Below are 13,047 nucleotides of genomic sequence, written 5' to 3'. Positions count from 1 at the left end.
GTGGCCGATAAGTCCGGTGGGCGCAAGGCGAGTGGCGGCAAGCGGGACAGCAAAAAGGTTGTCGCCACCAATCGCAAAGCCAGGCACGACTACGCCATCGTCGAATTATTCGAGGCTGGAGTGGCTTTAGTCGGCACCGAGGTGAAAAGCCTGCGGCTGGGCCAAGCTTCGCTCGCCGACGCGTTCGCAACTGTCGATGACGGCGAAGTGTGGTTGCGTAATTTGCACATTCCCGAGTACGAGCACGGTAGCTGGACAAACCATGATCCTCGCCGCAATCGCAAGCTGTTGTTGCACAGGGCACAGATCGACACGCTGATCGGAAAAATCCGCGATGGTAATCTCGCCTTGGTGCCGCTTTCGCTGTATTTTTCCGAGGGCAAGGTCAAGGTCGAACTCGCACTGGCACGAGGCAAGCGAGCGTACGACAAACGTCAGGACCTAGCCCGCCGTGACGCCCAGCGCGAAGTTGTTCGTGAGCTGGGGCGACGAGCAAAGGGTATGAACTGATCGGAGCCGCTTACGCTCAGCTGTCCGCCGTTTCGTACGGGGTCAGCGATTTTATGGGCGGCGTAGCAGCACGGCGGGTTGCCGCGCTGCGCGTGATGTTGGCCGCGTACCCGGTCGAGGCAGTGTTGCTGGGCCTGCTGGCACTGAGCGTGGGCGGGCCCATTCATTCCGGTGCCATCTTGTGGGGCTGCCTGTACGGCGTCGGCCAGGCGTTCGGAATGTGGGCGTTCTACGCAGCACTGGGCTCCGGCCCGATCTCGGTGGTGGCGCCGTTAGCGGGCGTACTCAATGCCGCCGTACCCGTGGCGGTAGGTGTCGCTCTGGGGGAGAGACCCGGCTCAGCGGCGTCGGCCGGCGTCGTGCTGGCAATCGTCGCGGTCACGTTAGTCAGCCGCGAGGCCACGGTCGAGGGCAAGACACAATTCCGGTTCACTCCAAAAGTGGCCTGGCTCACAATATTTGCCGGCTGCGCGTTCGGGCTGGACTTGGTGTTCTTGCACCAGTCGCCGCACGACTCCAAACTGTGGCCGCTGATGTTCGCCCGGCTGTCGGCCACCGTGGTGATCACGATTCTGGCGGCCTCGAGACGTAACCTGCGGCTGCCGCGGGGGCAATCGATGAAGCTGGCTCTGGCCGTTGCGGTGCTGGATATCTGTGCGCTGGTGACCCAACTGATAGCGATACAGTCGTGGCTGCTGTCGTTGGCCAGCATCATGATTTCTCTGTATCCCGCCGCCACCGTCGTACTGGCGATGATGGTGTTACGCGAGCGGGTGAGTCGCTGGCAGGGCATAGGCATGGTGATGGCCATGGGATCTGTGGCCATGATCGCCGCCAACTAACTTCTGCGCCGCGACCTACTATGGACCCGGCGGGACTATGTCGGGAGAAGACGTTGCGTGAAGACCCGGTAATTCGGGAGTTGTCTGTTGCCGTCGAACGCACCCCTGATGTGGTCGAGCTGCGGTTGCATCTGGCCGGCCTACTGGCCGACCGGGGACGCTACGCCGAAGCCGTGGGTCACTGCAGCGCGGCGCTGGGTCAAGATGCCGGGAACGCCAACGCGTTAAGCCTGTTGCAGCGATGCAGCACGGCGCTCGCGGCGCCCGCTGCGGCGGCAGCAGCCGAAGAAGCACCCGCGGCGGGGCGACCTGCCGCGAACGACCAGTTCGACTGGTCTAGCGCCGAACGGCAAGTCGCCGACATCATCGAGCCGGCATTCGTCGAGGTGCCCGCCGACGTCATCAATGAAGGTGACTTCGACGTTTTGAAGCGCAGCAGCGTGGGGCTCGACGATGTAGCGGGCATGGCCGATGTGAAACGGCAAATTGAGCTTTCGCTACTCGGTCCGATCCGAAATCCCGAGCTGATGAAGGCATACAAGGTCTCTGCACGCGGTGGCTTGTTGCTCTACGGGCCGCCCGGTTGTGGCAAAACCTATATCGCCAAAGCTATTTCGGGTGCGCTCGGGGCGAATTTCTATCAGGTGGGAATCGCCGACGTTCTGCACCATTGGTTCGGCGAGAGCGAACGCAGCATCCGTTCGGTCTTCGACAGCGCTCGCCGCAACGCTCCCTGTGTGCTGTTCTTCGATGAACTGGACGCCCTAGGGCATCGGCGATCGGCGCTGAGTGGAACCTCCGGGATGCGTCCGATTGTCAATACGTTGTTGGAAGAAATGGACTCGGCCACTTCGACCAACGACGGGGTGTATGTGCTCGGTGCCACGAATGCACCCTGGGATGTCGACCCGGCTCTGCGTCGGCCCGGCCGGTTCGATCGCATGATCTTTGTGGGATTGCCCGACGCCGAGGCCAGGACGGGGATTCTGCGCTCGCACATGGTGGATCGGCCGGTGGCGGGCATTGATTTGAAGTCGATCGCGAAGCGTACCGATGGGTTTTCCGGTGCTGACCTTGCGCATGTGTGCGACAGCGCAACGCAATTGGCGATGTCGGCGTCCATGCGCAGCGGGCAGGTTCGTCCAGTGACGATGGCCGACGTGGATGAAGCCGCGGCGCAGATCCGTCCGAGCACCGGGCCGTGGTTCGAGGTCGCACGCAACATCGTCGAATTCGGCAACAACGATGGAACTTACGACGATCTAGCAAAGTATCTGCGGCGCAGGAAAATTCGGTAGCCGCCGATGACATCGCAGCCCGGTGTCGATCAAGCCGACCAAGCGATTCGCATTGCTGAGGCGTACTTCGACACCGAGAATTACGAACGCGCGCGTGAAGTTCTGCGCAGTTCGTTGTCGCAACACCCGGACGATCCGGGCCTGTTGGCCCAGCACGCTCGCGCCGAATATCTGCTCGAAAACTATGATGGCGCGGCGCGCAGCGCACACGCCTCGTTGTCCGTCTCGCCGCAGCACGAATTGGCTATGCGGATCTACGCCTTGTCCCTCGATGGTCTCGCTCGGCACGGTGAGGCGCTGTGGATGGCTTGGCAGGGAGTAAGGTCCCATCCGAATGAGACTCTGCAACACCGGGTTTACGCTCGACTACTGCAGAAATCTTTGCAACTGCAATCGGCGCTCGTGGTCGTCGACGAGGCGTTACGGCTCGACCCGGCGAGTCCTGACGGGCTGGTCTTGCGGGGCTCGATCCTGCATGACATGGGCCGCATCAGCGAATCGACTGAGTCGTATCGACAAGCGTTGGCTTTGGATGCGAACCATGCTGCGGCGCTGAACAATCTGGCTGTCAATCGGCTTCAGCGCGGCAAGTTCGGCCACGCTATGCGCGGGTTTCTCGGTGCCGCCGGTAGCGACCCGGCGCTCGGCGAGCTGGTGCGCAGGAATATCGGCGCGGTGCTGGCAAAGATGTTGCGGCGGCTGACTGTCGTTGCCACTGTTCTGGCGGTCCTGATCCAGATTGTCGGGATTGCCCGCGGCGACGGTCATCCGACCGGGACACTGCGCGTGGTCACCGGCTTGGTCACGGCGGCACTGATCGTCATTCTTGGCTGGCTGCTACACACCATCCCACGCTCGGTGCTGTCGTCTGTCTTACGGCAGCGGGGCTTTGTCGTTGCCCGTCTCGTCCATGCGCTGCTGGTAATCGGTCTCGGAGCGTGGGTTACCGCCTTCGGTGGATCGACCTGGACGATCGCGGCAGCCGGCATTCTGACGATCATCGGTCTGATTCTGGCGCGCGTGGGGCTAACGTTGGATCGGTAATAGGCCTAGCATCCGACCATGGCCACGCGTGCTGTCACCACACTCGACAAACCGGATGTGCTGAACGGTCTGTTCGCGGTGTGGGACTCGATCGATGCGCTGCTCGCCGCGCTGCCCGAGGCGCAGTGGCGGGCGGTGACCCCACTGCCAGGCTGGGACGTGCAAGGCGTGGTGTCGCACATCATCGGCACCGAGTCGTTCCTGGAGGGGGTTTCCGCACCCGAACCGGACATCGACGTCAAGGCCCTCGACCATGTGCGCAACGACATCGGGGCAATGAACGAGTGCTGGGTGCGCCACCTCGGCGGGCAATCCGGCAGCAGCGTTCTGGCGAAATACCGCGCGGTGACCGAAGGTCGTCGCGATGCCTTGCGGGCGATGTCCGAGCAGGACTGGAACGCCGAGACGTTCACGCCCGCGGGTCCAGACAGTTACGGGCGATTCATGCGGATCCGCGTCTTCGACTGCTGGATGCACGAGCAAGATATCCGCATGGCGATCCAGCGGCCGTCGACCGACGCGGAACTGCAAGGATCCGCCTCTCAACTGTCCCTGGATGAGGTCGCCGCCACATTAGGCTTCGTCGTCGGCAAACGCGCCAAAGCGCCCGACGGCTCACGCATCCATTTCGATCTGACCGGACCGCTGACGCGCAGCATCCGCATCAACGTCGACGGGCGCGCTCAGTTGGTCGAGGACTTCGACGGGCGCGAGCCCACCGCGACGGTCCGCGCGGACGCGCTGCAGTTCACCAGGCTCGCCGGCGGGCGACCGATGTGCCCGGCGCGACCGCAGGATGTCGAACTCGCTGGTGACGCCGACGTCGCCGCCCGGATCGTCGAACGACTGAACTTCGTGATCTAGGACCAGCCTGCCCAGGGTGTCGGGCAGATAATTCCGTTGCCGCTGGTTGCAGCTGCCGTAGAATGGGTTGTCCTGCCGAAAAGCGGTAGGTGCGAAAAGTGCTAGAGCGCGAAAACACAAGACAAGGGGCTGAACGGTTTCGACTTCGCGCATCGAATCAAGGGAAGCGTGCCGGTGCAGGCAAGAGACCACCGTAAGCGTCGCTGCAACCATATAAGCGCCGATTCACATCAGCGCGACTACGCACTCGCTGCCTAAGCGACTGCGTGTCCGTCAGACCGGGAAAGCCCTCGACCCGGACCCTGGCGTCAGCTAGAGGGATCCACCGGTGAGTTCGGTCGCGGGACTCATCGGGACACCAACAGCGACTGGGATCGTCATCCTGGCTAGTTCGCGTGAACAGGAGATCCGAGTAGAGGCATAGCGGACTGCGCACGGAGAAGTCTTGAGGGAATGCCGTAGGACCCGGGTTCGATTCCCGGCAGCTCCACCAAAGGGCCGCAGCGATGCGGCCCTTTCGTTTGACTGGATCATGAGCAGTAATTTCGACGCACAGGTGGGTTACGTACGACAGCGAGGAGCGCCTGTGGGCGGCAAACGATTGCTTGTACTGATCGGTATCGCCGGTGTCGCGGGGTTGGCGGCATGTAGCAACACGACCACCACACCCGCAGAGCCGCCGTCGATCGCCAGCGAGCCGTTCGGTCAGGTGGATGGGACCCCGGTGACCCGCTACACGCTCACCAACGGGCACGGCATGCGTGTGCGAATCCTGACCTACGGCGGCATCATTCAGTCGATCGAGGTCCCCGATCGCAGCGGGCATGTCGACAATGTGGTGCTGGGCTTTGCGACCCTGGCCGATTACCTGAACAACACCGGATCCGCCAAGACCTATTTCGGCGCGATCGTCGGCCGCTATGGCAACCGGATCGCCAAGGGAGCTTTCTCGTTGAACGGCAACGAGTATCACTTGCCGATCAACAACAACGGCAACAGCCTGCATGGCGGCACTACGGGTTTCGATGCAAAGGTGTGGCAGGCCAGTCAACGCAACGCTAGCGACAGCGTGAGCCTGAAGCTCCAATATGTCAGTCCCGCAGGCGAAATGGGCTACCCCGGAACACTGACGACCACTGTCACCTACACCCTGAACCAGAAGAGTGAACTGCGCATCAACTACCACGCGACCACCGATGCGCCGACCGTGATCAACCTGACCAATCACAGCTACTTCAACCTGGCAGGTGAGGACACCGTAGACATCTACGGCCAGAGGGTCACCATCCATGCCGATAACTACACGCCAACTGACCCCACGCAGATCCCTACCGGCCAGATTGCCCGGGTGCAGGGCACACCTTTCGATTTCACCTCACCGACCGCGATCGGCGCGCATATCACCGCGAATGACCCGCAACTGTTGTCGGCCCACGGTTACGACCACAACTGGGTGATCAACCGCGGCGACAACACGGGGCTGGTGGAGGCGGCCAAGGTCGAGGATCCGCAGACGGGGCGCACCCTGACTGTGTCCACGACCGAGCCCGGGGTGCAGTTCTATACGTCTAACTTCCTCGACGGGGCGTTCACGGGCACCAGCGGGCATATCTACCGGCAGGGCGCGGGATTCGCGATGGAGACCCAGCATTACCCGGATTCGCCGAATCACCCGAACTTTCCGACCACCACGCTCAACCCGGGCCAGACCTACGATTCGACAACGGTTTTTGCCTTCGGCGCGCAATGAGCGCCGGTGTCAGCGCGCAAGCCAGTTCGCGCGCTTTCGCATTGTTTCAAGCAGATCAAGAGACCTACGGGTTGGCCTATGCCTGGGGTGAGCCGCTTTAATCGTCAATGACGCCGATGGCACGTTGTGCACGCCCGACACTGCAGCACGAGAACGTGAGGAGCCCTGATGACCTATCGCCGTCTTGCGTGGGCGCTCGGCGCCGTGGTGGCGGCGGCGGCCGTCATTCCCGTCACGGCCCACGGCGAGCCGCCGACGAAGTGCCTGACCAACACCCCCAAGGGCAAGCAGGTCTACGTGCCCTGCGATCTGCTCAACGCCGGCGCCAATTTCCCGCCGGGGCAGCGTTGTCCTCCACCGCTCGAGCAGTACCCGAAAGATGTGGCGGACTGGTGTGGCGAAGGGCCAGGCCTCGCCAGCACCACGCCGACGAGTCCCACGACTCCGACGAGTCCTACCACTGCGACGAGTCGTCCCACCCCGACGAGTCCCGCGCCCACTACGAGTACTACGAGTACTACGACTACTACGAGATAGCATCGCGCTGCCACCAGCGCATTGGCGTCCGTAAATCCCGAGATCGACGTTAGCGTGCAGTTCACCGGCGTTTCTTCGCGCCAGCGTCGATCTCGAGGAAGAGTCGCAGATAGCACCGCGCCGCCAGGCTGAGGCCGGGCATTACAACAGGCCGAGTTCTCGCCCCCGGCTGACTGCCGCGCTGCGGTGCTCAACGCGCAGCTTGCGGTACACGGCGCGCTGGTGGGTCTTCACGGTATTGAGAGAGACGTAAAGCCGCTCACCGATTTCACGTCGCGATAACCGGGTGGCGAGCAGACGGAGAACCTCAAACTCCTTGGGGGTCAGCTCCTCACCTACCGCGACCCGCTCGTTGCGCGAAGTCACCGCGACGCCCGCGCTCCGCTCGGCCGAAGCGAGCAGCGTCGAGGCGATGCCGGCGTCCGGGCAGCCGCGCACCATGGTGGCGACCTCTTGGAGGATGCTCTTCGCGGTCTGGCGGTCGCCGAGATGTTCGGCGATCTCCGCTCTGACCAACAGCGTCTTGGCCACCTCGAGGACGGCTCCACCTTGGCGGGCCGACATGACCGCGATGACGGCGGCGGCCTCCGCGGCAGCCGTGTCACCGTGCACACGCAGGAGTTCGGCCGTGGCAAGCGACACCATCACGTCCACGAGGTGTTCCGCGTCCGCCAGGTCCCGGGAGCTGCCGGAAGCCTGACGGATCTGACGTTCGGCGTCTACGAGCTGCCCATCTTCGGCCGAAATCAGTGCCAGATGGCCCAACGCGTAGATGCGGGCGCGACGATCACCGGCCTTTTCGGACAGCTCGACGGCCCGTCGGAAGGCGGCTTGCGCCTCCTGGGTGTTACCCGAAAAGTACAGCGCGGATCCATAGATGCAGTAGGCGCTTGATCGGCCTGGCGGCGTTTCGCCGAGGTCGAGGGTGATCGCCCGGCGAGCCGTCTCGAGTGCCACGGTGACTTCAGCCGTCTTGAACGAGTGAACCGCGCGCAACAGGACGACTTGAGCGCTGAAGACGCCACCATCGGTGGCTGAGCGAGTGTCGACAGCCTCGATCCACTCGGCGGCGTCATCGAGTTGGCCAACGCTCAGGGCGATCCAGGCGCGGGCCACGCCCAGCTGCGGATCCTGTAGCACGGTCTCCTCGGGAAGCAGGTCAAGCATGCCGGAGACGGTCGACAGGCCACCCCCGTTGAATTCATCGACCCAGTCCGCGGCGATCAGGTCAGCACCGCGAGCGAGGTCGTCGCCAGCGACCAGATGGCGCACCGCCTCATCGATGAGGCCCTCGCTCTCGAACCAGGCCGCGGCTCGTCGGTGCAGATCGGCGACGAGATCGGGTTCGGTGCGACGCAACTCGGTGCGCAACAACTCTCCGAACAGGTGGTGATAGCGGTACCAGTGACGTGACATGTCCAGCGGCACCACAAACAGGTTTTCGCGCTCGATCTCCTCCAGGACCGAGGCCGAGTCAGATGTTTGCAGCATCTCGTCGCATAGCGGGCCGCTGAGTCGTCCCAAGATCGAGGTGCGCAGCAGAAAGCTGCGCAGCTCGGCGGGCTGACCGCCGAGCACCTCGGCCATCAAGTAGTCGACGATGTGACGGTTATCGCCGGCGAACGTCCTGATGAACGTGGCGCTATCGGCACGCCCGGCAAGTGAGAGGGCGGCAAGGTAGAGGCCGGCCGCCCACCCTTTGGTGCGTTGGTGCAACAGTTGAATATCTGCGTGGGCCAAATCCAGCCCAAGGACATCGTTCAGCAGATGGCCCGCCTCAATGGCCCCGAAACGCAAATCGTCTGCTCGAACCTCGGTGAGCTCGCCGCTGGCCCGCAGCCGGGCCAACGGCAGCGTCGGATCCGATCGGGTGGCCAATACCAAGTGAAGATTCGCCGGCATCCGGCTGACAAAGAATGCGAATTGCTGATGGACCGCTTGACTTACCACCAGGTGGTAGTCATCAACAATGAGCACCATCGGGCTCGCGATCGTGTCCAGCTCATTCAGCAGGGTAGGCAGAACGACCTGTACGGGGTCCGCGCCCATCGCCAGGAGGTCGACCGCGCGCATCCCCACCCCGGGATTGATCTGCTGCAGCGCGGCGATCGTGTACATCCAAAACCACACCGGGTCGTTGTCGGAGGGATCAAGCGACAGCCAGCCGCACCGCCGGTCCTCCCCGGCCCCCAGAGTCCACTGCGCCAGCAATGTCGTCTTGCCCCAGCCCGCCGGCGCACTCAGTAGGGTCAGCTTGCCGTGGCTCCCCGCCGACAGCGCGTCGAGCAGGGCGGCGCGGTGAACGAGCTGGGCCCCGATGGTCGGGACGTGCAGCTTGGTGGCGAGCAGGACTGCGCGCGCGGCGGCTTCTCCGGCGCCGCTATCGCTACGCCCAGCTGAGCCGACCATGTCCGAACCCCCCGCACTCCGCGAATCGGTTGAACCGAGCGTCCGGGCGGCAACACTCGGTGTCGACCCATCCTGGGCGGGTGCCGACTTCTGCGCATCCCAGTTGTTGCCCGTTGGGCCGGATGGGCTCGTGCTGCGTGGCGATCGCGGTGACCCTATTGAATCAGGTGCGTTCTCCGCGAATACCTCTGGTGCACGCGGTCGGTGCCCGTTTGGGCTGGTCGGCCTGCGTACCTCCAATGGTCCGATGATGTTCTCGTGAGCCGCGCTCACGCTGTGCCCGCTCACCGAATTTCGCCTCTTTCCAATCGATGCGATGGCTGGTCGCGGCGATCCAGAACTCACTGAACACGTTGGCAGCGCGGGCACCGCCGCCGCAATCGCCCAGCGGCTGATCTTTAGGGCCGGGTCGGTGTATGGCTAGTGGCCTGGATTTTTGACGGACCGGTCAATCCGGGCGGCGCATGAGTTGCGTCAGTTGAGCTCGAGACGTGATGCCGAGCTTGGCAAACGCATTGTGCGCGTGGGTCTTCACCGTGTGAGGGGACAGGTGCAGTTGTTGCGCGACGGAGCGGTTGGTCGCGCCTTCGGCGATCAGATGGACCACGGTGAGTTCCGATTCGGTGAGGCTGTCCCAGCCCGTTTTTGCCCGCGGGTGGTTGACGATGCGTCGTTCCACGCCCAACCCGCGCAACGCGCGGCCGACCCGGCGGGCATCGGCGGTCGCCCCGCACTCGATGTAGGTGTCGAACGCCGCATTGAGCTGGCCAAGCGCCTCAGCGTCGCGCTGTGCGCGACTCAGCTCGGCTCCGGCGTCCTCGGCAGCGCTGGCATAAAGCAGCGGCCTTGAAGACGCGCGAAGCAACTCCGCAACTGCCACCAGCGCCTTTGCATCGTGTTCGAGGATCCCGCGGGCATACCGAGCCACCGTCGCCAACAGCGGCACCGCAGGTCGTTCACGCTCAAGCACCTCGGCGGCCTGCAGGACCCGCGCGCGCAAGCCGGCATCACCGGCGGCCGAGGCCACCCGCGCAGCCAAGATCAGCCGCACCAACGCATGGGGGAAAAAGGGGTGTCCCCAGCAGGCTGATGTCGCCAAGCCAGCGCGCTGCCTCATGAACGTCGTCGCGATACCACGCCGCCCGCGTCAGCACATACGCTGATGCTCGATGTTGGCCAGGTGAACCCACGGAGTGGGCATCGCGTGCATCATTGGCCGTCTGCTGCAGCAAGCTCCGGTTGTCGGTGTGCGCCGCCACCTCAGCGAGGGTCAGCATACGATGTACGTCCTGCTCAGTCGCGCCTGTCGGCTGTGGGGGCGGCAGAGAATCAGCCGCGTCGCGAGCGGCCGACAGCCGCCCCGCAGCGAGGTGGACCCAGCCACTGAAGACGGTCCAGGTAGTAAGGGCCAACGAGTTGCCTTCCCGGCTGGCTTGCCCTATGCCTTCGGCGACCCGGGCGGTCGCGTCGTCCAATCGGCCGACGACTGCCAGCAGGTTTGCGTGGAACATCCCGGCATAGGCATGTGCCAAGGCCGTTTCATTCGTGTAGGCGATGGGGCGAAGCTGTTCGAGGCGGGCTAGGGCGCGGGCCGCATACCCCTCGCCAGAATCGAGCAAAGCGTGGGTGACCTCGGCCATGATGGTGGCCTCGAGATCACCGGTGGCGGCTGCAGCGGCGGCGGCTTCGTCGGCTGCGGTGCGCCATTGCCCGCTTTTGTCCTGCAACGCCAGGTTGAAGGCCAGCCACGCCAGATGCCGTGTCCGGGTGACCTCGCTGATGCCGCTCAACTGCAGCGCTCGGCGGTTCTCCGCTACCCGACGCGGCGAGCTGTGCTTGGTATGCGTCGGAAGCCGGAGGCGGATCTCAGCCTCGACTTCGGGCGAAGCCGCCTCCGCGATGGCCACGGCGGCCAATTCTTCCGCCTCGCCATAGCGGCTGGCCCGGTTAAGCCACTCCGCCGTTTCCGCGACCAGGGATCCACGCTCAGCGTCGTCGGCGGGCAACAGCTGCAACGCGCGTTTGCTCAAGTCCGCGGCCGCGCTCGCATCGCCGCGGCCGACGGATTGCGCGGCTTGGCGCAGTGCATTGATCGCCTCCCGGTCTCCCGGCTCGGCGCTGCGTGCCAGCTGGGTGGCCACTTCGGCTGGCGCGGCGCCCATCCCCAGCATGACCGACGCCGACTGGCGCTCCATCGCTCGCCGCAACGACTGCGGCAGCGACTGCCGGGTGGCCTCGCGCAACAGGTCGTGCCGAAACCTCAACTGCTCGCCGTCTTCGACGAAAAGATCCGCGCGCACCGCCTCCTCGAGCGCCGACAGCAACGACGTCGGCGAGCGTTCCAGCATCGCGGCCAGCAAGCCGGCCGAGAACCGGTCCGGCAGCACCGCGGCCACCCACACCACCTCGGAAGCACTATTGGAGAGCAGGTCCAGCCGCTGCTGCATACCGGCGCCCAGCCGTCGCGGCAGCCCGTCACCGGCTGCCACGGCCAGGCCGCCGCTGACATTCAGACGGCCCTCCTCGCCCAGACCCCCGACAAGCTCGCTCACCAGGAACGGATTTCCGTGCGCCTTGGCGGCCAGATTCAGGAGTGAGGGATCCGGCCGCGCCCGCACCGCGTCTTGGACCATATCGGCGACCGCGTCCGGCGTCATGGCCGCCAATTGCAAGAAAGTGGCGTTCTGGCGGTGCAACGCCGACAAGGTCTCGTGCGCCGCCGGTCCGCCGGTCCCGGTGCGCGCGGTCAACACCCATAACACCGCCACATCCGGCCGCGCGGTGGCCAACGACCGCATCGCCAACAGCGTGCCCTTGTCCGCCCAGTGCAGGTCCTCTAACACAATCACCAGCGGGGTCACCGCAGCCGCCGCGTTGATCGCATTGTGCAGATCGTTGACTACCCAATAGCTCAGGTCCGTTGAGCCGCCCAGCCGGCGCAGCGCCTCGGCGTCTCCAACCGGGGGATCGGCGCGCAGCGTCGCCATGAACAGCGAGAAAAACGGCACCGTCTGCTGATACTCGAACGCTTCGCCGAACAGTGTTCGCACACTTGCCTTTTCGGCGAGCGCCAAGACCTCGGTCAATAACCGGCTCTTCCCGATGCCCGGCGGGCCCTCGATGACCAGTACGCCCCCGCGCCCCTGCGCGACCGCCGCGATCAGCCGGCTGATCACCTTCAGCTCGCCCGCCCGCCCGCGAATCGGCGGTATCCGCATTTTCCCTGACGCCCTCGCGGTGCTCACGCGAACTACCGCCCTCCGACGTGAAGTCGGTGGGCGTAAACCCTCCCGGTTGTGTCGTCCACAGTCCTCGCCACCGCTAGCGCTGGTAGTCAGTGTAGGAGGAGGCGTGTTTGCTGCGCCATCCGCGGTGCTGGCGACGGCGGAACGCTGGCGGGCCACCCTGATTCCATTCGTCTGCCCAGTGCTGCCGTTGCACTCACCCGGGTGAATTAGCTCTCCGGGTGATGACGAATCACCCCGCCGCGATGAACGCTGGATCAGCAGTTGGCGAGCGGAGGGTTACATGCAGTCGACGATGTACCGGATCTGCATTCGCGGCCGCGTGACTGAGCGACTCGGGTCCGCATTAGAAGGGATGCGGCTCGAAGCCGCCGGGACCGAAACCGTGTTCACCGGCGAAATTCGCGACCAGTCGCAGCTTTACGGACTGCTCGATCGGGTCCGTGATCTAGGCCTTGAGCTCATCAGCGTGCAACCGCAGCTCGCGGCCGACCCGACAACAAATGCCCACATCAGGAGGGACCCGTAATGCAAGCCATCGCTGTTCC

General features: G+C 64.4%; 9 protein-coding genes, 1 other RNA gene and 1 pseudogene. 9 read left to right on the top strand and 2 right to left on the bottom strand.

Going from position 1 to position 13,047, the window contains the following annotated elements; genetic code table 11:
- The 8 genes from smpB to DB708_RS04880 all read left to right on the top strand — a co-directional run bounded on the left by smpB (nucleotide 1) and on the right by DB708_RS04880 (nucleotide 6,845).
- Nucleotides 1-510 carry an SsrA-binding protein SmpB gene (gene smpB / locus DB708_RS04915; RefSeq protein ID WP_108920818.1) on the top strand — a complete coding sequence of 170 codons (510 nt, stop codon included), beginning with the start codon at nucleotides 1-3 and terminating at the stop codon, nucleotides 508-510.
- A 53-nt stretch (nucleotides 511-563) separates the two neighbouring features.
- Nucleotides 564-1,352, top strand: coding sequence for an EamA family transporter (locus tag DB708_RS04910; RefSeq protein ID WP_108920817.1), 789 nt, complete (start codon nucleotides 564-566; stop codon nucleotides 1,350-1,352).
- A 53-nt stretch (nucleotides 1,353-1,405) separates the two neighbouring features.
- On the top strand, nucleotides 1,406-2,650 hold the full coding sequence (locus tag DB708_RS04905; protein WP_165839734.1) for an ATP-binding protein: 1,245 nt from the start codon (nucleotides 1,406-1,408) through the stop codon (nucleotides 2,648-2,650).
- A 6-nt stretch (nucleotides 2,651-2,656) separates the two neighbouring features.
- Nucleotides 2,657-3,694 carry a tetratricopeptide repeat protein gene (locus DB708_RS04900; protein WP_108920815.1) on the top strand — a complete coding sequence of 346 codons (1,038 nt, stop codon included), beginning with the start codon at nucleotides 2,657-2,659 and terminating at the stop codon, nucleotides 3,692-3,694.
- Between the two features lie 18 nt (nucleotides 3,695-3,712).
- Nucleotides 3,713-4,558 carry a maleylpyruvate isomerase family mycothiol-dependent enzyme gene (locus tag DB708_RS04895; protein ID WP_108920814.1) on the top strand — a complete coding sequence of 282 codons (846 nt, stop codon included), beginning with the start codon at nucleotides 3,713-3,715 and terminating at the stop codon, nucleotides 4,556-4,558.
- Between the two features lie 125 nt (nucleotides 4,559-4,683).
- Nucleotides 4,684-5,051, top strand: a transfer-messenger RNA (tmRNA) gene (gene ssrA / locus DB708_RS04890).
- A 93-nt stretch (nucleotides 5,052-5,144) separates the two neighbouring features.
- Nucleotides 5,145-6,308, top strand: a complete 1,164-nt coding sequence (locus tag DB708_RS04885) for an aldose epimerase family protein (RefSeq protein ID WP_108920997.1) — start codon at nucleotides 5,145-5,147, stop codon at nucleotides 6,306-6,308.
- Between the two features lie 168 nt (nucleotides 6,309-6,476).
- The gene (locus DB708_RS04880; protein WP_133250977.1) at nucleotides 6,477-6,845 is read left to right on the top strand and encodes a hypothetical protein; all 369 of its coding nucleotides are present in this window, start codon (nucleotides 6,477-6,479) and stop codon (nucleotides 6,843-6,845) included.
- A gap of 141 nt (nucleotides 6,846-6,986) precedes the next feature.
- Here DB708_RS04880 and DB708_RS04875 read toward each other — a convergent pair whose 3' ends face one another.
- Nucleotides 6,987-9,254 (bottom strand): LuxR C-terminal-related transcriptional regulator, encoded by a 2,268-nt coding sequence (locus tag DB708_RS04875; RefSeq protein WP_108920812.1) that lies wholly within the window; start codon nucleotides 9,252-9,254, stop codon nucleotides 6,987-6,989.
- A gap of 448 nt (nucleotides 9,255-9,702) precedes the next feature.
- Nucleotides 9,703-12,472: pseudogene (locus DB708_RS04870) on the bottom strand (helix-turn-helix transcriptional regulator).
- 310 nt (nucleotides 12,473-12,782) lie between these two features.
- On the opposite strand from DB708_RS04870, the gene DB708_RS04865 reads away from it, so the two are divergent.
- Nucleotides 12,783-13,028: a hypothetical protein gene (locus DB708_RS04865; RefSeq protein ID WP_108920811.1), complete on the top strand. Its 246-nt coding sequence runs from the start codon at nucleotides 12,783-12,785 to the stop codon at nucleotides 13,026-13,028.
- Nucleotides 13,029-13,047: the final 19 nt, after the last annotated feature.

This window comes from Mycobacterium montefiorense (assembly GCF_003112775.1).
Taxonomy (GTDB): Bacteria; Actinomycetota; Actinomycetes; order Mycobacteriales; family Mycobacteriaceae; genus Mycobacterium; species Mycobacterium montefiorense.
This window is presented reverse-complemented; position numbering and strand designations above follow the sequence as displayed.